Here is a 20,708-nt window from a genome sequence, read left to right as displayed (position 1 = left end):
AGCACCATGACCAATTCCCGCCACCGCAAGCCATTCGTCTCGGCGCATCACGCCAAGCGAGACCGGTATGTCGCCGTCCTGAAGCAACACACCGAGTCGCACTCCAAGGTGACGACCGTGGTGCTGGCGACGCCGGATGGCTTCGAGGTCGCCGCGGTCCACTACCAGGGCGAGCCTCGATCGGCCCAATTCGCAGCCATGGCGGGTTCGCTGATCGCCGTGGCGCGCGCCGCCAGCCGCGAAGTGGGCCATGAAGGCTGCGACGGCCTGATCGTGGAGAGTCCGAACGGCAAGTTGCTCATACGCCCGGTGGGCAAGGGCGACGGGCTGCTGCTGTGCATGGTGCTGGCACCCGGCATGCTGCTGGGTGCCGCCCTGTGGGCCGCCGATGAGATCGGCAAGGCCATTTCTTTGATCTAACGTTCTGCAATTGCAATGAAAGGGAGTAGATAACCATGGCATCCATCGAACAATCCTTGAGCCAGGCCATGTCGATCGACGGCGCGATGTGCGCCGCGCTCGTCGACAGCAACTCGGGCATGGTGCTGGGCCAGGCCGGCTCCGGCGTCGACATCGAGCTGGCGGCTGCCGGCAATACTGAAGTGGTGCGCGCCAAGATACGCACGATGCAGTCGCTCAAGTTGAACGACAGCATCGACGACATCCTGATCACGCTGGGCAAGCAGTACCACATCATCCGCCCCATCGCGTCGAACGCGGGCCTGTTCTTCTATATCGTGCTCGACAAGGCCCGCGCCAACCTGGCGCTGGCGCGCCGCAAGGTGCAGGACGCCGAAGCCATGATCAAAGTCTAGGCCGACCTGAGCGTCCGGGCGGCGGCAGGGGGATGTCTGTCGTCCCCTTCCGCAGGGACATACAGCGCATGCATTCGCGCCGATCATTCCTGCGCAGGAGACACGCAGATGAACCGGCCGATTCCGTACGAATTCGAACCCCACCCCGGCCCGGCCGACATGCAGCAGATCGTCATCATCGGCGCGGGCCACGCAGGATTCCAGTGCTGTGCATCCCTGCGCCAGGAAGGCTTCGGCGGCAAGATCCTGCTGGTGGGCGATGAAGCGAGCCTTCCCTACCAGCGACCGCCGCTCTCCAAGGCTTACCTTCTCGCCAAGGCATCGGCTTCCGATCTGCATTTCCGTCCCGAACGCTTCTTCCAGGATCAACACGTGCAGCTCGTGCAGACACGCGCCGAATCCATCGATCGGACGGCGCAGCGAATCTCGCTGCAATCAGGCCAGCGCATCGCTTACGACCACCTCGTGATAGCCACCGGTTCGAGCCCGCGGAAGATGGCCCTGCAGGGTGCCGATCTCGACGGCGTCGTGGGTCTGCAGACCCTGGGCGACGCAGACGGACTGCGACCACGTCTCCAACCCGGTCGGCGCGCCGTGGTGGCCGGCGCAGGCTTCATCGGGCTCGAGTTCGCCGCCGTCGCCCGCACGCTCGGGCTCGACGTCACCGTCATCGACGTCGCAGCGCGTGCATTGGCCCGCGCCGTGTCGCCCGAATGCGCGCGAACCATCGCCGATTCGCACACGGAGAAAGGTACGCGCCTGCTGTTCGGCTGCGGCGTCTCCGCGCTCGAAGGACGAAACGGCAAGATCGCCGCCGTGCATACCGCGGACGGCAAGACGCTTCCGGCGGACATCGTCGTCGTCGGCATCGGTGCGCAGCCCCGAACGCAGCTTGCAACGCAGGCCGGACTGGCCGTCGACAACGGCATCTCGGTCGACGAAAAGCTGCTCACCTCCGATCCGGCGATCTCTGCCATCGGCGACGTGGCAGGTTTTCCCGACGCGGCATCCGGTCGGCGGATACGGCTCGAATCGGTTCAGAACGCGTCCGACCAGGCCCGAAGCGCGGCCGCACGACTCATGGGCAAGGCGGTCTCGCACAACGCGGTCCCGTGGTTCTGGAGTGACCAGGGCGACATCAAGCTGCAGATTGCCGGCCTGCGTTCGGTGGATGACGAGCACGTGGTACTGCCAGAGCCGCAAGGGCGGACGCACACCGTCCTCTGCATTCGCAACGAGCGGCTGGCGGCTGTGGAAACCATCAACCGCCCGGGCGATCACATGCTCGCACGCCGGCTGCTGGCAAAGGGCGTTCGCCTGGCCGCCGAGCAGGCAAGGGCACCCGCCTTTCAGCTCAAGGATCTGCATTGAGCCATCGGCCGCCCCGGCGCGGCGGCATCAGGCCTCGATCTCGCCGCGATCGAGCAGCAGTTGCCGGATGTCCTTCTTCGCGATCTTCCCGTAGCCGGACTTCGGCAGCATGTCCCAGAAGAACACGCGCTGCGGCCAGCGATAGCGTGCGCAGCGGCCGTCCAGATGCGCCATGAGCGCATCGCTGTCCACCTGCGCGCCTTCGCGACGGACCACGATGGCCACGCCGACCTCGCCCCATCTGGCATCGGGCACGCCCAGCACCGCCACCTCCGCAACGGCGGGATGCGTCAGCAGCACTTCTTCCACTTCGCGCGGATAGACGTTGGAGCCGCCCGAGATGTACATGTCGGATTCACGGCCCGTGATGTAGAGCAGCCCGCGCGCGTCCATGCGGCCGAGGTCGCCGGTGTGGAACCAGCCGCCGCGCAGCGCCTTCCCGGTGGCCTGCGCGTTGTCGTGGTAGCCCGAAAACACGGCCGGCCCCCGGCAGCAGATTTCACCGACCTCCCCCGTCGGCAGCCGCTGGAGCGCGGCATCGAGGATCGCCACTTCCATGCCGGTGCGCGCCCGGCCGCACGATCCGATGTTCGCATTCGGGTCGGCATCGTCATCCGAATGCATGGCGGGCGGCAGCACGGTGATGTTGCCGGTCACCTCGCCGAGCCCGAAGTACTGCACGAGCACCTTGCCGAGCTTCTGCAGCGCCAGCTTCTGGTCGGCGCGGTACATGGGCGCGCCGGCATAGATCATGTAGCGCAGCGAACTGTGGTCGTAGCGGTCCACCGCCGGGTGCTCCACCAGGAGCTTCACGATCGTGGGCACAGTGAAAAGATTCGTGACCCGATGCTTCTCGATCGCCTGCCAGACCGCCTCGGCGTCGAGCTTCTCGCTGGCGGGCAACACCGTCGCCGCGCCGCGCGCCACGTTCAGCAATGCGTGAATGCCCGCGCCGTGCGACAGCGGCGCCACCGCGATGGAACGGTCGTGCTCGGTCGTTCCCGGGATCAGGTCGGCCAGATGGTTCGTCACGACGAAGGCCATCTGCCCATGCGTGAGCACACCGGCCTTGGGCCGTCCGGTGGTGCCCGAGGTATAGAAGAACCAGAGCGGATCGTCGCTGGCGACGGTCTCGTGATCTGCGGACTGGCCGCGATGTTCGCGCACCAGTTCCTCGTAGGCGTGCTCACCCGCACGCGGCCGGCCGATCGCGATCACGTGCTTCAGCGCCGGCGATGCTTCGCGCACGGCATCGGTGTGGCCCGCGAACACGTCTTCCACGATCATGGCGCTTGCCCCGCTGGACGCACCCAGGTAGGCGACCTCCGGCGGCGTCAGGCGAAAGTTGGTCGGCACCCAGATGCAGCCCAGCCGGAAAGCGACCCAGCAACTCTCGAACATCTGCAGGTTGTTGCGCGACTGCACGAGGATGCGGTCCCCCTTGCGCAGCCCCAGCTTGTGCAGCGCCACGGCCATCGCGGCCACGCGCTGTTCCATCTCGCCCCAGGTCCAGGTCGGCCCGCCTTCCTGGATCAGCGCCGGCCGATCCCCGAACAATTGGGCCGTCTGCGTGAGCAGGCGCCCGAGGTTCATGACCTGCGCCGCATTCACGAGACGGACTCCAGAATGCTGAGATAGCTGGCCACGGCCGAGCCGCCCATGTTGAACACCGCACCCATGCGCGCGCCATCCACCTGCATGCCGCCGGCGGTGCCGGAGAGCTGCATGGCGGCCATCACATGCTGCGACACGCCGGTCGCGCCGATCGGGTGACCCTTCGACTTCAACCCGCCCGAGGGATTGACGGGCAGCCTGCCGTCCTTGCGCGTCACGCCGTCGAGAATCACGCGCGCGCCCTGGCCGTGCGGCGCGAGGCCCATGGCTTCGTACTCCAGCAATTCGGCGATGGTGAAGCAATCGTGCGTCTCGACGAAAGAGAGATCGCCCAAGCTCGCATCGGCCGAGGCCAGCCCCTTCTGCCACGCCATCGCAGCACCTTCGAACTTCGTCGGGTCGCGGCGAGACATCGGCAGGAAATCATTGACATGGGTGCGCGAGCGCCAGCGCACCGCCGGCGCCCGGGCGCCCGGCAGCGGCTCGGTCGACAGGACCAGCGCCGCGGCGCCGTCGGACACCAGGGAGCAGTCGGACCGCTTCAACGGCCCCGACACGAAGGGGTTCTTCTCGGACGGCGTGCGGCAGAAGTCGAAGCCGAAGTCGCGCCGCATGTGCGCGTAGGGGTTGTGCATGCCGTTGGCGTGGTTCTTCGCCGCGATGGCGGCCAACGCGTCCGACTGGTCGCCGAAGCGATCGAAGTAGCTCGTCGCGATGCCGCCGAAGATGCCGGCGAAGCCGGCCGGGTCGCTGCCCTCTTCCTTGACGTAGGCGCACTTGATGAGCGTGGCGGCCACCTCCGGCGTTCGCAGCCCGTTCATCCGTTCCATGCCGATCACCAGCGTGCGCTTCATGCGGCCTGCAGCCATCGCATCGAGCGCCGCCCAGATCGCTGCCGAGCCGGTGGCACAGGCGTTCTCGGCGCGCACGGCCGGCGTGTGGCGCAAGGCGGGTATCGCCACGGCAGGCAGCGCGGCGGTGAAGTCCTGTCCGACGAAGCCAGCGTTGAAGTGGCCGACGAAGATGCCGTCGATATCGCCAGCGTCCACGCCGGCGCTGTCCAGTGCCGGCTGCACCGCATCGCGAATGAGCTGTTCGAGTTCGACGTTGTCCAGTTTGCCGAAGGCCGTGTGGCCCCAGCCGACGATGTAGGCGTTGTTCATGAGGGTCCCTTGAAATGAAGGATGGAAGATTCAGGGTGCGGCGGGCCGCAGGGCTGGACACGACCATGCCGCTGCACCAGGGTCAGGGCAATCACGCCCGTGGATGCCGCCAGCACGCCGGTGGTGAGCGACAGCACGGCCGCGCTGCCGCTCCTGTAGAGCAGCCCCATCCAGGTGCCGCAGAGGAAGGCCGCGGCGGCGAACACAAAGCCGCCGAGCGCGGAGGCAGCGCCGGCCTGCAGCGGGAACGGCGTGGCCATGCCGACGTGGCCGCAGGGCTGGTGGATGCCGTAGGCCAGCAGCATCAGCCAGAGCCCCGCCGTGAGCGTGACGGGCGAGTGCGCATCGGCAAGCTGCGGCACGATCAGCAGCGTCGCCGCCGCCAACGACAGGAAGCCGGCGCGGCGCACCGAAGCCACGATGCCGTCCGCCGCGATCCAGCGCCGGCACAGCATGGTGCCGATGAGGTACGTGATCGACGCACCGCCGATCACGAGCCCGAAGCCCACGCGCGTGACGCCGAAGGTCTCGATGAAGAGATAGGCCGAACTGGAAAAGAAGCCGAAGTTGGCCGCGTAGCCGAAGGAATTGAGCAGGGTCCAGGACCGGAAGGCCGGGTTGCGGGCGATGCGTGCATAGCCCGCGAACAGCGGCCGCAGCCGCAGCGCATCGGGTTTGAGCGCAGGTGCCGTCTCGGGCACACGCAGCAGCACCAGCACGGCGCCGCCCACGCCGCACAGCGCCATCGACCAGAGCGTGGAGCGCCAGCCCAGCGCCTCGGTCAGCAGTGCGCCGGTCACGGGGATCAGCATGGTCAGAAAGGCCAGCATCGACATGGCCATGGTCATGACGTGCGTGCCGCGTTGCTGCTCGAACAGGTCGCGCACGATGGCGCGACCGCACACCATGGTGGCGGCGATGCCCAGGCCCTGCATGGCGCGCGCAGCAATCAGCACCTCGATGCCCGGTGCCAGCGCACCCAGCGCTGCCCCGGCGGTGTAGAGCAGAAAACCCGTCAGCAGCACCGGCCGCCGGCCGAAGCGATCGGCGGCCGGCCCCCACAGCAGCTGGCTGAGGCCGAAGCTGAACACCAGCACGGCCAGCGTGAGCTGCACCACGCCCACCTTCGCCGCGTACTCGTTGCGGATGGCGGGCAGCGCCGCCAGGTAGAGGTCGGTGCCCAGCGGCTGCATCGCGGTGGCCAGGGTCACGACGACGACGATCAGCGCCAGCCCCATGGCGGCCTTGGCGTTCAAGCTGTCATGGCGCCAGCATTCCGCGCTGCTGCAGCCAGCCACGGATCAGTTCCGTCGCTTCCTGCAGCAACTCCGGCTGGCCGGCGTAGTAGTGCGTCGCGCCCTTGATGATGCGGAAGGTCTTGTCGGGCGAGGCTGCTGCCTCGAACAGCATCTTCGGATGCGTCTGGGGTGCCGCGTCGTCGGCGCTGTTCTCGATCACCAGCAGCGGCGCGCTGATCCGCCGGGCGCCTTCCAGGCCATTGCCGCAGGAGTCGTCGAGCGACCATTGCGACAGCCACGAACGCAGGGTGGTGAAACGCGCCAGCCCCACCGGGCCGGTGTTCACCGTCTCCGGGTTGCCCATGTAGCACCAGTGCGGCTTGCGGTCGTTGAGGTCGAGCGTGGGGTCGAGAAATCGCGGATCGGCAAGGGTGCGGTGCACGATGAAGGGACGTTCGATCTCGCCGGTGCCGCGCGCCTTCAATTCGGCCAGCGTCTGCTTCGCCCAGGCCGTGATGCGCCGCATGCGTGCCAGCTGTGCGGCACGGTAACGCTCGATGTAGGCGGGCGAGTACGGCGGCTGATGGGGGTTGCGCGGATCGTAGATGTCGAGTTCGAGGTCGCGGCTGTCGGGATTCAGCTCATCCGTCACCGAGGGGTCGATGGCCTCGGCCAGCAAGTGGGCGCGTGAAAGATGCGCCGCCTGGTAGACCACGGCGTCGGCCGGGATCAGTCCGGCGCCTTTCACATTGACCGGGTCGCCGGCGGGTGTATGGGTGATGGAGGGCGCCTGCGCCTCGGCCTGGTAGCTCACGGCCAATGCGCCGCCGCCGGACCAGCCGACCAGCACCACCTTGCGGTAGCCCCAGACCTCCTTGGCGTGACGGATGTAGGCACCCAGATCGAGGAACACCTTCTCCATGATCAGCGCGGTGTCGTTGCGTTGATAGCGGCTGCCGGCGCACAGCACGTGCGCGCCGGTCGCTGCCATGGCGCGCGGCACCGGCAGCAACTGCAGCGTGGAGGCCGGGTGCATGAACACCATCAGCGTTTCGGATTCATGGCCGGCGGGCCGCAAGCGAATGCCCTCGAGGTTCACCGCCCCCTGGTTGCCGGAAAAGCCGTAGGTTTCGGTGAAGGCGGCGCGCTCCTCGTATTGGAGATGCACCCATTCGGTCTCGACGTTGAAGGCTGCGTTCATGGCGTCAATGTACGCCGCGGCTTCGGCCGCCACAGTCCCCCGGCGGCGGTACATGCCGGCACGCCGTCCCCTTCGAGGGGACTGACATCGACATGCCCCCGCCGGACAGTTGCACCATGACAGATTCCTGGCTGCAACTCGAAGACAAGGTCTGCGTCGTCACCGGCGCAGCAGGCGGCATCGGCACCGAGATCGCGCGCGAACTCGCGCGGGTCGGCGCCAGGGTCGCGTTGCTCGACCGCGATGAAACTGGCGCGGCCCAGGCCGCCGCCGGCATCGCGCAGACGGGTGCGCGCGCCATCGCGGTCGGCTGCGACATCACCGACAGAACGAGCGTGGAGCGCGCCGCGGCGGCCGTGGCGCGCGACCTGGGCCGCTGCGACGTGCTGGTGAACAACGCGGCCACCATCTACGCCGCGGCGCTGATGGACATCGAGCTCGACCGCTGGAACCAGCTGATGGCCGTGAACCTCAGCGGCTTCCTGCTGTGTGCGCAGGCCTTCGGCCGGCAGATGATGGCCGCGGGCGGCGGCAGCATGGTGCACGTCGCCTCGATCTCGGGGCGCGTGCCGCAGCCGTACAGCGGTCCGTACAGCGTGAGCAAGGCCGGCGTGAAGATGCTGTCGCAGTTGCTGGCGGTCGAACTGGGCGAACATCGCATCCGCAGCAACGTCGTCAGCCCGGCGATGGTGCGCACGCCGCTCACCGAAGGCATCTACCGGCAACCGGCGGTGCTCGCGAGGCGCGAATCCATCGTGCCCGCGGGGCGCATCAGCGGACCCAAGGACATCGCCGACGTGGTCGCCTTCCTGGCCAGCCCGCGCTCGGGCTACGTGAACGGACAGGACGTGCTGGTCGACGGCGGCCTCAGCACCACCTGGCTGTCGCTGATCCCGCGGCCGGGCTTCGAGAAGCAGGACGCGCAAGCATGAGCCGCCCGGCCGTTCCGAAGGCGAATACCGAAGCGCTGCTGCGCGAAGGTACTCCAGTAAACCGTGCGCGGCCGGGCGGCCTGGCGGCGCTCGCCACGGTCCACTTCTGCAGCAGTGCCATGATGCGCGCCTGCGATCCGATGCTGCCCTCGCTGGCACAGACCTTCGGCGTCACGGCCGGGCGCGCTGCTCTCACCGTCTCGGTCTACGCGGTGGCCTATGGCCTGCTGCAATTGCTGTTCGGCCCCCTCGGCGATCGCTACGGCAAGCGGCGCACCATCGGCTTCGCCGCGCTCGGCTGCGTGCTGGGCAACGTGCTCGCGATGTTCGCGGCGAGCCTCGAGATGCTGGTGCTGGCGCGCTTTCTCGCCGGCGCCGCCGCGGCAGGGATCATCGCGCTGGTGCTGGCCTGGGTGGGGGACACCGTGCCCTACGACGAGCGGCAGCCGGTGCTGGCGCGTTTCCTCATGCTCTCGCTGGGCGGAATGATCGCCGGACAGTGGGTGTCGGCCGTCTTCACCGAGTGGCTGGGCTGGCGCGCCGTTTTCGCGCTGCTGGCCGGAGTCTTCTGCATCGGCGGCCTGGCGATCAGCCTGAACCGCGAGGTGCGCACGGAGGCCGTGCGCGCGCCCTCCCCGCATGGCCACGTGCGCGACATCGTGCGGGTGCTCTCCGAACCCTGGGCACGCTGGATGCTGCTGGTGGTGGCGGCAGAGGGCGCCTTCGCCTTCTCCGGCCTCGCCTTTCTGCCGGCCTATCTGGTGCGCGAGTTCGGGCTGGCCCTGTCGGCTGCGGCCGGCGTGGTCGTCCTGTACGGCATCGGCGGCTTCTTCTACGCCTTCGCGGCGCGCCGCCTGCTGGCCAGGCTCGGCGAGAGCGGCATGGTCTTCACCGGCGGCATCGCGCTCGGCATCGGCTGGCTGGTGCTCGCCGTGGGCCGCCACTGGGCGCTGGCGCTACCGGCGTGCCTGGTCGCGGGCGTGGGCTTCTACATGCTGCACGGCACGCTGCAGACACTGGCCACGCAGATGGTGCCCGCGCTGCGCGGAACGGCCGTGAGCCTGTTCGCCTCCACGATGTTCCTGGGCATCGCCGCCGGCGTGGCAGGCGCCTCGGCGGTGGTCGACCGCATTGGCGCGCGGCCGGTGTTCATGGTCTGCGCGGCGGCGCTGCTGGCGATCGGCGCGGCGTTGGCGCTCAGTCTGCGGCAGCGGGCTGCGGCAACACGCCTGCGCCCGACGTCCTAGCGCATCAATCCGCGACGCGTCCAAGGCCTGCGCGAATGATCATCCCGGGCGCCGGGTCGAGCAGGTTGACCTCGCTGCGCTCGAACAGTGCCGTGCCGTATTGCCTGCGTTGCGCGGCGAAGGCCGCCTGCAGTGTCTCGTCGCCGTCCATCGACCTGCGCCCCGCGTGCCACGCAGCCGCATCGGGCCATGCATAGAGCAGCACGATCTTCTGCATGCCGGCACCCGCGGCCGTGTCCCAGACGGCCAGAACCCGGGCGCCGGCCTTGCGCACGCGCGGCAGCCACGTCTCCTGAAGAAAGGCGTTGGCATGCGCGTTCTGGCCTGGCGCGATCTGCTGCTGGACCAGCTCGTGCAATCCGCCGATCGCCGTCCCGGCATCGCGTGCCAACGGCGCGGGCCACGCCGCGTTGGGCTTGAGGAAGAACAGATCGTGCCGCTCCACCATCTCATGCCCCGCATTGGTCTCGGCGCGGATGCGCCACCACTCGGCGTCCGCATAGAAGCTGGCCCACACCGCCTCGCGTTGCGCGTAGTCGCGGTAGGCCATCAGGTAGACGAAGCGCGGCGCGTCGGGACCGGCCACGGCATTCCAGCGCGCCACGCAGTCCACGCCGTGCTTGGCGAACAGTGCCGGAAAGTGCTCGTTGAAGCGCGCGTGGACGTCGGCCATGCGCCCCGGCGCGACGGCGTAAAGACGAAGCTCGTAGATCATGGAACGCCACCTTAGCGGCCCGGCGGCGGCTGTCTGTCCCACCCGAGGGGGGCATACCACGCGCAAGCCGCTGCCTATGCTCGCCGGATGAAAGCAATCATCTCCACAGCGCAGGGTGCGCAGTCGGCCGACGTGCCGCCGCCGCAACCCGGATCCCACGAAATCCTGGTGCGCGTGAAGGCGGCCAGCCTCAACCGCGCCGATCTCGCCGGCCTCGCCGCGAAGGACGGCAAAGTGATCGGCATGGAGTGGGCGGGCGAAGTGGTGGAGGCCGGCCCGCAAGCCGGCCCCTGGAAAGCCGGCGACCGCGTGATGTGCACCGGCGCCGGCGCCTATGCCGAGTACGCGGTCACCGACGGCGGCCGTGCCTGCAGGATTCCCGACAGCACCCTGCCCTTCGAGGAGGCCAGCGTCCTCACCCTGGCGCTGCAGGCCATGCACGACGCCATCGTCACCCACGGCCAGCTGCGTCGCGGGCAGGACGTGCTGATCCACGGCGCGAGTTCCGGCGTCGGCCTCATGGGCCTGCAGATCGCGCGGCTGCTCGGCGCGCGCCGGGTGATCGGCACCTCCACCCATCCACAGCGCCGCGCGCGGCTGGCCGAATTCGGTGCCGACCTGGCGCTCGATCCCGGCGAAGCCGACTGGCATGAGCGCGTGCGCGAGGCCACCGGCGGCAAGGGCGTGGACGTGGTCGTCGACCAAGTGACGGGCGCGCAGTTTGCACAAACCATGCAGACCGCTGCGACCGGCGGACGCATCGTCAACCTCGGACGCCTCGGCGGCGCCGGCGGCAGCTTCGATTTCCAGCTGCACGCGCTGCGCCGGCTCAGCTATGTCGGCGTCACCTTCCGCTCACGCTCGATCGAGGAGATCCGCACGCTCAACGCGCGGATGCTCGCCGACCTCGGCGAGGCCATCGCCGCCCGGCAGCTGAGGCTGCCGATCGACAGCCGCTTCCCGCTGTCCGACGCCGCCGCAGCGCTCGCGCGCATGAGCAGCAACGCGCACTTCGGAAAGATCGTGCTCACCGTCTGACGCACGCCCCAGAGAACAAAGAACCCACAAGCAATGGCCCACATCACCATCGTCTACTACAGCAGCACCGGCCACACCTGGCAGATCGCGCGTTCCATCGAGGAAGGTGCGCGCGCTGCCGGCGCGCAGACACGCCTGCGCAAGGTCCGCGAACTCGCGGATGCGCAAGCCATCGAGGCCAAGCCGGCCTGGAAGGCGCACCTCGAGGCCACGCAGGACGTGCCCGAAGCCACGCTCGACGATCTGGACTGGGCCGACGGCTTCGTCTTCGGCACGCCCACGCGCTTCGGCCTGCCGGCGGCGCAGCTGAAACAGTTCATCGACACGCTCGGCCCGCTGTGGGCGCAGGGCAAGCTGCAGGACAAGGCGGCCGCCGCATTCACCGGCGCAGGCAACCTGCATGGCGGCCAGGAATCGACGCTGCTCGCGATGCACAACGTCTTCTATCACTGGGGATCGATCATCGTGCCCGTCGGCTACACCGACCCGCTGCTGTATGCGGCCGGCGGCAACCCCTACGGCGTGAGCTTCACCGACGGCCGCGGCAAGGGATTGCCCGAGGAAAAACTCGCCGCCGCGCGCTTCCAGGGCCAGCGCGTCGCACGCTTCGCCGCCCTGCTCGCGACGGCCCGCGGCTGAGGCGAGTCGATCCGAAAGGCCCATGCTAGGCTCGTGCGGATGGACCCATCCCCACCCATGATCGATGCAAAGTCTCCAGGAAACGGCGACGGCGGCGGGGGCGCGAGCGACGAAGATGCCGGCGGCGTGCAGGCCGTGGATACCGCGGTGCGCGTGCTCTCCGCGCTGATCGACACCGGCGCGCCGCTGATGCTCAAGACGGTGGCCGAGCGTGCCGAGATGCAGCCGCCGAAGGCCCACCGCTACCTCGTGAGCTTCTGCCGCGGCGGCCTCGCCGAACGCGATTCCGCGAGCGGCGGCTATCGGCTCGGGCCGCTGGCCGTGCGCATCGGTCTGGCGGCACTGCGCCGGCTGAACGTCGTTCAGGTCGCATCGCCGACGCTGGGCGAAATGCGCGACGAACTCGGCTTCACTGTCGGCCTCGCCGTCTGGGGCTCGGCAGGTCCGACCTACGTGCGCTTCGAGGAAACCAACGATGCGCTCGTCATCAGCGGCCGGCCGGGCTCGGTGATGCCGATGCTGACCTCGTCCACCGGGCAGCTCTTCGGTGCCTACATGCCCGCATCGGTGACGGCACCGTTCATCGAGCGCGAACTGGCAGGCGTGCAGCACCCGGGCGCCATCCCGAACAAGATCGCCCGCACGATGAGCAAGGCCGACGTGCGGGCCCTGTTCGAGGCCGTGCGCAAGCGCAAGCTCGCGCGCATCGAGGGCGACCTCAATCCCGGCCTGCACGGCATCTCGGCGCCGGTCTTCGATCACGCCGGCGCGGTGGCGGGCGTGATCACCGTGATGGGTCCGGCCGGCCGGATCGACACCCGTTTCGACGGCCCGGTCGCCAAGGCCCTCGCGGCGCGCGCCGAAGACGTTTCGCGGCGCATGGGCTGGGGTTGAACCGCGGCGCGGCACCCATCGAAGGGTTTATCCGGAGACACACGAGATTTCAAAGAGCGTAATCTGATTACGGAGTTCGAAACTTGCCCGGAACACAGAAGTCCGGGCAGCTGGCGCCCCAGGGCGCATCCCAGCACCCAGGAGACAACCATGATGACGGTGATGATTCAGGACCGGCCAGCGGTCGCCCACAGCTCCGAGACGCTCCTTGCGCAGCTCGTCGACTGCATGGGCAACGAGCGTTTCGGCCCGGCCTTCGCGAACTATCTCCACTCGCTGTGCGGCGCCGATCACTTCGCGGCCTTTCGCCTCGGACGCGACGAGCTGCGCGAAGTCGCGGCCTGCTGCGTGCAGCCCGAACGCACCGCGCGCGACCGCGTCGAGAGCTATGTCAACCAGGGCCTCTGGAAGCACGACCCGGCCATGACGGAGGCGCAGCGCCGCGTCGACGGTGCCACCGCCACCATCATCCACGTCGACTTCAGCGACCACGAGTACGACGACCTGCGTCCGCGCGTCTACCCCCACGTGCGGGACCGCATCCTGCTGTGCGGCCGCGGTGCCAGCGGCGCCTTCGGCCTGAGCGTGCTGCGCGCCGACCCGCACACGCCCTTCGCGCACGAAGGCATCGAGAAGCTGGCCCAGGCGGCGGAGTTGCTGCTGGCCATGCTGTCCAAGCACGCGGACGTCTGCCAGAGCCGGCCCAACGTGGCACAGGCGCTGACCACGCTCGACGAGATCGAGAGCTGCATCGTCGCCACCAGCGCGCTGCCGCGGCGCGAGGCCGAGGTCTGCGCGCGCATTCTCTACGGCCTGTCGTCGGTGGGCATCGCGCTCGATCTCTCGGTGAGCGAAGAGACCGTCAAGACCTACCGCAAGCGCGCGTATCAGCGCCTGGTCATCGGCAGCGAACGCGAGCTGCTGACCTGGTACCTCGCACGCTGGGGCCGCTGGAGCGCCGAGCGCTTCCAGACCGCCGCCTCCAAGGCGCTTCACTGAGCGTATCCGGCGTCCCCTGCAGTGGGACAGACCGTGGCGCGCGGCTGTGCGCCAATGGAGCCAAGCCCATGTGCCGCCGATGCCCTCCTTCCAGCCCTTCGCCGTCCAGCTGATCCGCGAGGACCATGAAGCCCTCGCGACAGTGCTCGGGGCGCTGCGCAACGCCGTCGAGCGTGTCGGCCGCTCGGGCCAGGCGCCGGATTTCGACGAGCTGCGCGCAATGCTGTTCTACCTCGACGAGATGCCTGCGCGCATGCACCACGCCAGCGAGAGCGAGCTGCTTTTCCCGAAGATCCGCGAGCGCTGCCCCGCGCTGCATCCGGTGCTCGATCGGCTCGAGGCCGAACACGAGCGCTGCGATTGCGCGGTGCGCGAACTGGCGCACGCCCTCACCGCCTGGGAAGTGATGGGCGAGGTGCACCGCGAATCCTTCCAGCTGCTGCTGCACGCCCACGGCACGCTCTACCTCGGTCACATGGAAGTCGAGGAAAGCTACGTGCTGCCGGTGGCGGCCGACTACCTTTCGCCGGCCGACTGGCGCGAACTGGCCGAGGCGCTCGCGCACCAGCGCAACGACACCGACCCATCGATGACGCAGGGCCACCGCGCCCTGTTCGCGCGCATCAAGGCCCATCCTTCCCTTCAGAAATGACCATGAAAGACATCGACATTCCCGTTCTGATCGTCGGCGGCGGAGGCTGCGGCCTCGCCGCGTCGCTGTTCCTCTCCCGCCAGGGCATCCGCAGCCTGCTGATCGAGCGCCATCCCGCGCCCGGGCGCCTGCCCAAGGCGCGCTACATCAGCCAGCGCACCATGGAACTGCTGCGCCAGTTCGACGCGGCCCAGCGCGTCTACGAGCGCTCGATGCCGCTCAAGCACATCTCGCACATCCGCTGGTGCACCTCGCTCGCCGGCGACGGCGAGCTCGACCGCCGCACCTTCTACCGCATCGAATCCTTCGGCGGGGGTTCGCTCGCGCAGCACTACGCCAAGGACAGCCCCTGCGAGTCGACGCTGTATCCCCAGGTGCGCATGGAGCCGCTGCTGCGCGAGATGGCCGCGGCCGAAGACCTTGCGCAGGTGCGCTACAACCATCAGCTGCAATCGTTCGGGCAGGATGACAGCGGCGTCACCGCGCTGGTGCTCGACCGTGCCAGCGGCGAGGAATTCCGCGTGCGCGCCAGGTACCTCATCGGCGCCGATGGCGGCAAGACCGTCGGGCCCGCCGTGGGCGCGGTGATGACCGGCGCGACCGACCTCGCGCACATGGTCACCGTGTACTTCCGCGCGGACCTCTCGCAGTACTGGGACGACGACGATTCAATGACGACCTGGTTCGTGAACCCCGAAGGCGGTTCGTGGGCCAGCGGCGTGCTGGGACAGCTCGGCCCCACGCGCTTCGGCCGGCACTCGCAAGAGTGGATGTTCCACTTCAGCTTCCGGCCCGACGATCCCTCGCGCTTCGAGGAAGCCTCGCTGCTGCCGCGCATGCGCGAACTCCTGAAGATCCCCGATCTCGACCCCGACATCATCGGCATCGGCCACTGGACCGTCGAAGGCGTGCTGGTCGACCGCTACCGCTGGGGCCGCGTGCTGCTGGCCGGCGACGCGGCGCATCGCCATCCGCCCACCACCGGCCTCGGCCTGAACTCCGCGATCCAGGATGCGCACAACCTCGCCTGGAAGATCGCCGCGGTGCTGAAGGAACAGGCGCACGACAGCCTGCTCGACAGCTACGAGGCCGAGCGCCGGCCGGTCGCTGCCGCCAACATCCAGTGGGCGCTGATGACCTTCCAGAACCACCAGCTCACCGACGCCGGCATCGGCCTGGTGCGCGGCAATGCCGAACTGAGCCAGGCCAACTTCCGCCGCTTCTTCGCCGACGACCCGGAAGGCCGCACCCGCCGCGCACGGCTGGCACAGATCATGGAAGTGCAGCGCATGGAATGGCAGGCGCACGACATCGAGCTCGGCTACCACTACGACATCGGCGCGGTGATGCCTGACGGCACGCCCACGCCCGAACGCGACCCGCTCGGCCAGACCTACGTGCCGACCACCCGGCCCGGGCATCGGCTGCCGCACGCGTGGCTCGAACGCGATGGCCGGAAGATCTCCACGCTCGATCTCGTGCAGCCGGGCCGCTTCGTGCTGCTGACCGGGCGCGGGGCATCGGCCTGGGCCGATGCGGCGGCCACTGTGGCGCGGCGCGGCGGCGTGCCGCTCGACGTGGTCGAGATCCACGACGAAGCCGCGGTGCGCGATGTGGAAGGCACCTGGCGCTGCCTGCGCGGCGTGTCGTCCGACGGCGCGATCCTGGTGCGGCCCGACCAGCACGTGGCCTGGCGCGCCATGGGCCGCAGCGACGCGGCGCAGTCCCAGCTGGCCGCGGCCTTCTCGAGGATTCTTCAGCGCGACCTCACGGCATAGACGAAGCGACCCGAACGAAGAGACATCACCATGCAAAGACGCTCCCTGCTTTCCCTGCTCGCCACCGGTTCGCTGGTCCCGGCGGCGTTCCCGGTCCTTGCGCAGGCGGCCTGGCCCAGCCAGCCGATCCGCCTGATCGTTCCCTACCCGGCCGGCGGCGGCACCGACTACTTCGCGCGGCTGGTCGCGCCCGGCATGGGCGAGGCACTGGGACAGCCCGTGATCGTGGAGAACCGGCCGGGCGCCTCCGGCATCATCGGCGCGACGGCGGTGGCCAGGCATTTGCCGGCCGACGGCTACACCTTCCTGCTCGGCGACATGACGACCTATGCCGTCAATCCCAGCATGTTCGAGAAGCTCGCCTACGATCCGCTGAAGGATCTGGCGCCCGTGACCATGACGGCCAAGTTCGACTTCCTGCTGGTGGTCAATCCCACGGTGCTGCCGGTGCGCAACGTGCCGGAGCTGGTGGCGCTGGCGGCGCGCATGCCGCAGGGGCTGAACTATGCCTCCCCGAGCGTGGGCACCACGCACCACCTGGCGACCGAGCTGCTTGCCCGCGAGACCGGCATGAAGGTGGTGGCCATCACCTACAAGGGCGGAGGTCCGGCGGTGCAGGATCTGCTCGGCGGACAGGTCGGCATGATGTTCCTCGATCGGGCGTCGGCGCGCTCGCACATCGAATCAGGCCGGCTGCGCGCGATCGCCGCCGCCGGCGCCCATCGCATCCCGGCCTACCCCGACCTGCCGACCGTCGCCGAGCAAGGCATCAAGGGCTTCGAGGTCGAAGGCTGGCAAGGCTTCACCGTGCGCGCCGGCACGCCCGCGCCGGTCGTGCGCGCGTTGAGCGCCGCGTACCTCAAGGCGATCGCACCCGCCGAGGTGAAACAGAAGCTCAACGAGAACGGCATCGATCCGGTCAGCGGCACGCCGGAACAGTTCACCCGCTACATCGAGGCGGAGACCGAGAAGTGGCGCCGCGTGGTTCGCGAGCGGAACATCAAGGCCGAGTAGCGACTGCTGCAGGCCGCGACCCGGTCGCGGCCGATCGGGCCTCTGCTCGATCACGCAATCAGGCCCGCACGGCCGAAGTAGTGGTCGGCGATCACCGGATCGTTCGCCAGCGCGCAGGCCTCGCCCTGGTGAACGACGCGGCCCTGCTCCAGCACCGCGGCGCGGTGCGCGGTCTGCAGCGCGAGGCGCGCGTTCTGCTCGACCAGCAGGATCGTCACGCCCTCGCGGTTGAGCTGGACCAGCGCGCGAAACACCTCCTTGATGATCACCGGCGCCAGCCCGAGGCTCGGCTCGTCGAGCATCAGCACCCTGGGCCGCCCCATCAATGCGCGGCCGATCGCCAGCATCTGCTGCTGGCCGCCCGACAGCGATCCCGACAGCTGGTTGCGCTTGTCCTTCAGCACGGGAAACAGCGCGTGCACGCGGGCGAGGTCCTCTGCATCGCTGCCGCGCACGCCCGCCGCCTGACGACCCAGGTCGAGGTTCTCGGCCACCGACAGCGGCGCGATCACGCGCCGCCCCTCGGGCACCTGGATGATGCCGGCACGCGAACGCAGGTGCGCAGGCAGCCGCCCCAGCGGACGGCCTTCGAAGAGGATCTCGCCGCCGGCGGGCACGATGCCCGACAAGGCATTGACGAGGCTCGACTTGCCGGCGCCGTTGGGGCCGATCAGGGCGAAGATCTCGCCCTTCTTCACCGTCAGGTTCACCCCGCGCAGCGCCTGGATGCCGCGGTAGTGGACGTCGAGATGTCGGATGTCCAGCATGTGTCAGGCTCCCAGATAGGCTTCGATCACCTTCGGATCGCGTCCCACGGCCTGCGGCGGTCCATCGGCGATCAGCCGGCCCGAAGCGAGCACGTAGAGATCCGAGCACAGCGACATGACGAAGCGCATGTTGTGCTCGATCAGCAGCACGGCCACGCCGCTCGCGGCCACCTTGCGAAAGATGCCCGCGAGGCTCTCGGCCTCGGCGTCGTTCATGCCGGCCACCGGCTCGTCGAGCAACAGCAGCCTGGGGCTGGTGGCCAGCGCGCGCATCATCTCGATGCGACGCTGGTGACCATAGGAAAGGCTGCCCGCGCGGTGCTCGGCCAGCGCCGTCATGCCGAACTCATCGAGCAGTTCTCGCGCGCGCTCGTTCATCCGGCGTGCCTCGGCGCGTGCCGACGGCAACCCCAGCAGGTTGGCGAGCAGCCCGGACTTCTCGTGCCGATGAAAGCCGGCGACCACGTTCTCGACCACGGTCGCGTCGGGCACCAGCCGGATGTTCTGGAAAGTGCGCGCCACGCCGGCGCGCGCCAATGCGGGCGCCTCGTCGCGCGAGACGTCGCGCCCGTCGAGCAGCACCCTGCCGGCGGTGAGATGCAACAGGCCGGTGATCAAGTTCACCACCGTCGTCTTGCCGGCGCCGTTGGGCCCGATCAGGCCGGTGATCCGGCCGGCCGGCACCTGCAGGCTGAGGCCGTCCACCGCGGGGACGCCCCCGAAATGCCGGGCCACGCCCTCAAGGACCAGGGTTGCGGTCATGGGCGCGCGCCCCCTTCGATCGAGGTGTTGACAGTGACGGTCTTCGTGATCGCCGGCAGCGATGCCTGTCCCGCGCGCGCGCCGCCGGCCCGGTGCCGCAGGCGGCGGTCGCGCAGCATGGCGATCAGCGTGTCGGCCACGCCGCGCGGCAGGTACACGATGACCAGCATCAGCAGGATGCCTTCCACCACATTGCGGTAGTCGGCGAACACGCGGAAAAGCTCGGGCAGCGTGGTGAGGATCGCGGCGCCCGCCAGCGCACCCCACACCGACGTGCGGCCGCCGAGCACCACCATCGCGAGCACAGTCACCAGCATGCCGAAGCCGAACTCGCCGGGGGTGATCGCATAGCTGCTGGTCGCCTGCAGCGCGCCGCCCAGGCCCGCCAGAAAGCCCGACAGAACGAACGCGATGCGGTGGTAGTGCGGCACCGAGATGCCCAGCGACACCGCCACCGTCTCGTCCTCGCGGATCACGTCCATGGCGCGGCCGATGCGGTAGCGCCCCATCGCGCCCAGCACCGCCACCACCACGACCACGGTCAGCAGCAGCTCGCCGGTGCCCGCCACCTTGGGGATGCCGTTGACGCCGAGCGCGCCGTTGGTGACGCTGACCCAGTTCTGCGTGGCCGACAGCACGATCTGCACCATCGCCAGCGTGGCCACCGCCTGGAACACGCCGCGCAGCCGCGACAGCGGCATGGCCAGCAGCCCGCTCGCGACCGCGCCGAGCAAGGTGCCGGCGACGATGGCCGCGAGCGGCGTCCATCCGGCCTTGGTGATCAGCAGCGCGCACGCATAGGCGCCCAGGGCCGCGAAGCCCGCAGTGCCGAGCGAGAACACGCCGGCGCGCAGCACGACGTACTGGCTCATCGCCAGCAGCGCGTAGACCAGCACATGGTCGAGCAGCGACTGGTAGGTGTAGAAGAAGTTCATCATGCGCGTTGCACCCGCATCGCGGCGGTGGACTGGCCGAAGAGCCCCGTCGGCCTGAGCAGGATGACGACGAAGAGCGCGATGAACACCACCGCCTCGGACACGCCCGACGACACGTAGGCCACCGCGAGCGTCTGCACGATGCCGATCGCGAGCCCGGCGATCAGCGCGCCCGGAATGCTGCCCAGCCCGCCGAGGATGATGATCGCGAAGGCGCGCAGCAGCAGCGGCTCGCCCATCGCGAAGTGCACCGAGTTGAAGACCAGCCCGATCAGCACGCCGGCCATGCCCGCGAGCGCGCCCGAGATCAGGAACACCTGCATGTTCACCGGCCCCGGGTTGATGCCGAGCAGGCGCGAGGTCTGCTCCGAGTAGGCGACGCAGCGGATGCGCTGGCCGAAGCCGGTGCGGTAGAGGTACCAGAACAGGCCGAACACCATCGCGATCACCAGCCCCACGATCACCAGTTGCAAGAGTTGCACGCGCACGCCGCCGATGGTGTAGACCACCACCGGGAACGCGTCGAACGGAAAGCGCATGACCGCCGTGTTCGACACCTTTTGTGCAATCGCCAGCAGCACGAGGTCGGCACCGATGGACGACACGATGGCCGAGAACTCCGGCGCATTGCGACGCCGCAGCGGACGGAAGGCGAACACATCGAGCGCCACCGACACCAGCCCCCCCGCGAGCATGCCCAGCAGCAGCGCAACGTAGATCGGCGCGTCGAGCATCGTGACCGCGTACAGGCCCGCGAACGCACCCCACATGAACACCGAGCCGTGGGCCATGTTCATGATGTGGTTCACGCCGAACAGCAGGGTGAACCCGAGTGCGAACAGGGCGTAGACGCTGCCCACGACCACGCCATTCAGAAGTTGTTGCATCAGCATGGCCGGCATCATCGGGACGCGGCCGCCGCTTGTATGTCCCC

Annotated in this window: 21 protein-coding genes; 12 read left to right on the top strand and 9 right to left on the bottom strand. The window is 68.9% G+C overall.

Annotated features, from left to right (window positions below):
* Positions 1 to 6 precede the first annotated feature (6 nt).
* The 3 genes from WDLP6_RS11900 (at position 7) to WDLP6_RS11890 (ending at position 2,186) form a co-directional block, all read left to right on the top strand.
* The gene (locus WDLP6_RS11900; RefSeq protein ID WP_162592510.1) at positions 7 to 420 is read left to right on the top strand and encodes a roadblock/LC7 domain-containing protein; all 414 of its coding nucleotides are present in this window, start codon (positions 7 to 9) and stop codon (positions 418 to 420) included.
* 35 nt (positions 421 to 455) lie between these two features.
* A complete protein-coding gene (locus WDLP6_RS11895) occupies positions 456 to 815 on the top strand; it encodes a hypothetical protein (RefSeq protein ID WP_162592509.1) in 360 nt (119 codons plus the stop codon).
* A gap of 108 nt (positions 816 to 923) precedes the next feature.
* On the top strand, positions 924 to 2,186 hold the full coding sequence (locus WDLP6_RS11890) for an NAD(P)/FAD-dependent oxidoreductase (RefSeq protein ID WP_162592508.1): 1,263 nt from the start codon (positions 924 to 926) through the stop codon (positions 2,184 to 2,186).
* A 27-nt stretch (positions 2,187 to 2,213) separates the two neighbouring features.
* On the opposite strand, the gene WDLP6_RS11885 is transcribed toward WDLP6_RS11890, so the two are convergent.
* The 4 genes from WDLP6_RS11885 to WDLP6_RS11870 are packed head-to-tail and all read right to left on the bottom strand — an operon-like array spanning position 2,214 to position 7,402.
* Positions 2,214 to 3,779: an acyl-CoA synthetase gene (locus WDLP6_RS11885; RefSeq protein WP_232077444.1), complete on the bottom strand. Its 1,566-nt coding sequence runs from the start codon at positions 3,777 to 3,779 to the stop codon at positions 2,214 to 2,216.
* 14 nt (positions 3,780 to 3,793) lie between these two features.
* Positions 3,794 to 4,963 (bottom strand): acetyl-CoA acetyltransferase, encoded by a 1,170-nt coding sequence (locus WDLP6_RS11880; protein ID WP_162592506.1) that lies wholly within the window; start codon positions 4,961 to 4,963, stop codon positions 3,794 to 3,796.
* Positions 4,960 to 6,219, bottom strand: coding sequence for an MFS transporter (locus WDLP6_RS11875; protein WP_162592505.1), 1,260 nt, complete (start codon positions 6,217 to 6,219; stop codon positions 4,960 to 4,962). The genes WDLP6_RS11880 and WDLP6_RS11875 overlap by 4 nt, the downstream gene beginning before the upstream one ends.
* Positions 6,220 to 6,223: 4 nt before the next feature.
* Positions 6,224 to 7,402, bottom strand: a complete 1,179-nt coding sequence (locus WDLP6_RS11870; RefSeq protein WP_162592504.1) for an alpha/beta hydrolase — start codon at positions 7,400 to 7,402, stop codon at positions 6,224 to 6,226.
* Between the two features lie 116 nt (positions 7,403 to 7,518).
* Between WDLP6_RS11870 and WDLP6_RS11865 the strand changes: the two genes are divergently transcribed.
* Both WDLP6_RS11865 and WDLP6_RS11860 read left to right on the top strand, forming a co-directional pair.
* Positions 7,519 to 8,334 carry an SDR family NAD(P)-dependent oxidoreductase gene (locus WDLP6_RS11865; protein WP_162592503.1) on the top strand — a complete coding sequence of 272 codons (816 nt, stop codon included), beginning with the start codon at positions 7,519 to 7,521 and terminating at the stop codon, positions 8,332 to 8,334.
* Positions 8,331 to 9,581 (top strand): MFS transporter, encoded by a 1,251-nt coding sequence (locus WDLP6_RS11860; protein ID WP_162592502.1) that lies wholly within the window; start codon positions 8,331 to 8,333, stop codon positions 9,579 to 9,581. The genes WDLP6_RS11865 and WDLP6_RS11860 overlap by 4 nt, the downstream gene beginning before the upstream one ends.
* Positions 9,582 to 9,585: 4 nt before the next feature.
* Here the strand turns inward: WDLP6_RS11860 and WDLP6_RS11855 are convergent, their stop codons facing one another.
* On the bottom strand, positions 9,586 to 10,296 hold the full coding sequence (locus WDLP6_RS11855; RefSeq protein ID WP_162592501.1) for an NIPSNAP family protein: 711 nt from the start codon (positions 10,294 to 10,296) through the stop codon (positions 9,586 to 9,588).
* 87 nt (positions 10,297 to 10,383) lie between these two features.
* On the opposite strand from WDLP6_RS11855, the gene WDLP6_RS11850 reads away from it, so the two are divergent.
* The 7 genes from WDLP6_RS11850 (at position 10,384) to WDLP6_RS11820 (ending at position 17,310) form a co-directional block, all read left to right on the top strand.
* Complete coding sequence (locus tag WDLP6_RS11850; protein ID WP_162592500.1) at positions 10,384 to 11,334, top strand: quinone oxidoreductase family protein; 951 nt, start codon at positions 10,384 to 10,386, stop codon at positions 11,332 to 11,334.
* A gap of 33 nt (positions 11,335 to 11,367) precedes the next feature.
* Entirely contained in the window at positions 11,368 to 11,973 is a 606-nt protein-coding gene (gene wrbA / locus WDLP6_RS11845) for an NAD(P)H:quinone oxidoreductase (RefSeq protein ID WP_162592499.1), read from the top strand.
* Between the two features lie 57 nt (positions 11,974 to 12,030).
* Positions 12,031 to 12,867, top strand: coding sequence for an IclR family transcriptional regulator (locus WDLP6_RS11840; protein WP_162592498.1), 837 nt, complete (start codon positions 12,031 to 12,033; stop codon positions 12,865 to 12,867).
* A gap of 150 nt (positions 12,868 to 13,017) precedes the next feature.
* Positions 13,018 to 13,866 (top strand): helix-turn-helix domain-containing protein, encoded by an 849-nt coding sequence (locus WDLP6_RS11835; RefSeq protein ID WP_232077040.1) that lies wholly within the window; start codon positions 13,018 to 13,020, stop codon positions 13,864 to 13,866.
* A 79-nt stretch (positions 13,867 to 13,945) separates the two neighbouring features.
* On the top strand, positions 13,946 to 14,518 hold the full coding sequence (locus WDLP6_RS11830) for a hemerythrin domain-containing protein (protein WP_162592496.1): 573 nt from the start codon (positions 13,946 to 13,948) through the stop codon (positions 14,516 to 14,518).
* Positions 14,519 to 14,520: 2 nt separating this feature from the next.
* Positions 14,521 to 16,296, top strand: coding sequence for an FAD-dependent monooxygenase (locus WDLP6_RS11825; RefSeq protein WP_162592495.1), 1,776 nt, complete (start codon positions 14,521 to 14,523; stop codon positions 16,294 to 16,296).
* A 30-nt stretch (positions 16,297 to 16,326) separates the two neighbouring features.
* Positions 16,327 to 17,310: a Bug family tripartite tricarboxylate transporter substrate binding protein gene (locus WDLP6_RS11820; RefSeq protein ID WP_162592494.1), complete on the top strand. Its 984-nt coding sequence runs from the start codon at positions 16,327 to 16,329 to the stop codon at positions 17,308 to 17,310.
* A 50-nt stretch (positions 17,311 to 17,360) separates the two neighbouring features.
* On the opposite strand, the gene WDLP6_RS11815 is transcribed toward WDLP6_RS11820, so the two are convergent.
* The 4 genes from WDLP6_RS11815 to WDLP6_RS11800 are packed head-to-tail and all read right to left on the bottom strand — an operon-like array spanning position 17,361 to position 20,667.
* Positions 17,361 to 18,077, bottom strand: coding sequence for an ABC transporter ATP-binding protein (locus WDLP6_RS11815; RefSeq protein ID WP_162592493.1), 717 nt, complete (start codon positions 18,075 to 18,077; stop codon positions 17,361 to 17,363).
* Between the two features lie 3 nt (positions 18,078 to 18,080).
* A complete protein-coding gene (locus WDLP6_RS11810) occupies positions 18,081 to 18,839 on the bottom strand; it encodes an ABC transporter ATP-binding protein (protein ID WP_162592492.1) in 759 nt (252 codons plus the stop codon).
* Entirely contained in the window at positions 18,836 to 19,777 is a 942-nt protein-coding gene (locus WDLP6_RS11805; RefSeq protein ID WP_162592491.1) for a branched-chain amino acid ABC transporter permease, read from the bottom strand. The genes WDLP6_RS11810 and WDLP6_RS11805 overlap by 4 nt, the downstream gene beginning before the upstream one ends.
* Positions 19,774 to 20,667, bottom strand: coding sequence for a branched-chain amino acid ABC transporter permease (locus WDLP6_RS11800; RefSeq protein WP_162592490.1), 894 nt, complete (start codon positions 20,665 to 20,667; stop codon positions 19,774 to 19,776). Before WDLP6_RS11800 ends, WDLP6_RS11805 begins: the two co-directional genes overlap by 4 nt.
* Positions 20,668 to 20,708 lie beyond the last annotated feature (41 nt).

It is taken from the genome of Variovorax sp. PBL-E5 (assembly GCF_901827185.1).
GTDB lineage: Bacteria > Pseudomonadota > Gammaproteobacteria > Burkholderiales > Burkholderiaceae_C > Variovorax.
The sequence above is the reverse complement of the archived record's forward strand: the minus strand, read 5'-3'. Positions and strand labels throughout refer to the sequence as shown.

Coding starts and splice junctions, on each gene's coding strand:
- WDLP6_RS11900 (WP_162592510.1), top strand. CDS start 7: ATGACCAATTCCCGCCACCGCAAGCCATTCGTCTCGGCGCATCACGCC.
- WDLP6_RS11860 (WP_162592502.1), top strand. CDS start 8,331: ATGAGCCGCCCGGCCGTTCCGAAGGCGAATACCGAAGCGCTGCTGCGC.
- WDLP6_RS11855 (WP_162592501.1), bottom strand. CDS start 10,296: ATGATCTACGAGCTTCGTCTTTACGCCGTCGCGCCGGGGCGCATGGCC.
- WDLP6_RS11840 (WP_162592498.1), top strand. CDS start 12,031: ATGATCGATGCAAAGTCTCCAGGAAACGGCGACGGCGGCGGGGGCGCG.
- WDLP6_RS11865 (WP_162592503.1), top strand. CDS start 7,519: ATGACAGATTCCTGGCTGCAACTCGAAGACAAGGTCTGCGTCGTCACC.
- WDLP6_RS11825 (WP_162592495.1), top strand. CDS start 14,521: ATGAAAGACATCGACATTCCCGTTCTGATCGTCGGCGGCGGAGGCTGC.
- WDLP6_RS11830 (WP_162592496.1), top strand. CDS start 13,946: ATGCCCTCCTTCCAGCCCTTCGCCGTCCAGCTGATCCGCGAGGACCAT.
- WDLP6_RS11800 (WP_162592490.1), bottom strand. CDS start 20,667: ATGCTGATGCAACAACTTCTGAATGGCGTGGTCGTGGGCAGCGTCTAC.
- WDLP6_RS11895 (WP_162592509.1), top strand. CDS start 456: ATGGCATCCATCGAACAATCCTTGAGCCAGGCCATGTCGATCGACGGC.
- WDLP6_RS11805 (WP_162592491.1), bottom strand. CDS start 19,777: ATGATGAACTTCTTCTACACCTACCAGTCGCTGCTCGACCATGTGCTG.
- WDLP6_RS11880 (WP_162592506.1), bottom strand. CDS start 4,963: ATGAACAACGCCTACATCGTCGGCTGGGGCCACACGGCCTTCGGCAAA.
- WDLP6_RS11885 (WP_232077444.1), bottom strand. CDS start 3,779: ATGAACCTCGGGCGCCTGCTCACGCAGACGGCCCAATTGTTCGGGGAT.
- WDLP6_RS11870 (WP_162592504.1), bottom strand. CDS start 7,402: ATGAACGCAGCCTTCAACGTCGAGACCGAATGGGTGCATCTCCAATAC.
- WDLP6_RS11835 (WP_232077040.1), top strand. CDS start 13,018: ATGATGACGGTGATGATTCAGGACCGGCCAGCGGTCGCCCACAGCTCC.
- WDLP6_RS11850 (WP_162592500.1), top strand. CDS start 10,384: ATGAAAGCAATCATCTCCACAGCGCAGGGTGCGCAGTCGGCCGACGTG.
- WDLP6_RS11890 (WP_162592508.1), top strand. CDS start 924: ATGAACCGGCCGATTCCGTACGAATTCGAACCCCACCCCGGCCCGGCC.
- WDLP6_RS11810 (WP_162592492.1), bottom strand. CDS start 18,839: ATGACCGCAACCCTGGTCCTTGAGGGCGTGGCCCGGCATTTCGGGGGC.
- wrbA (WP_162592499.1), top strand. CDS start 11,368: ATGGCCCACATCACCATCGTCTACTACAGCAGCACCGGCCACACCTGG.
- WDLP6_RS11815 (WP_162592493.1), bottom strand. CDS start 18,077: ATGCTGGACATCCGACATCTCGACGTCCACTACCGCGGCATCCAGGCG.
- WDLP6_RS11820 (WP_162592494.1), top strand. CDS start 16,327: ATGCAAAGACGCTCCCTGCTTTCCCTGCTCGCCACCGGTTCGCTGGTC.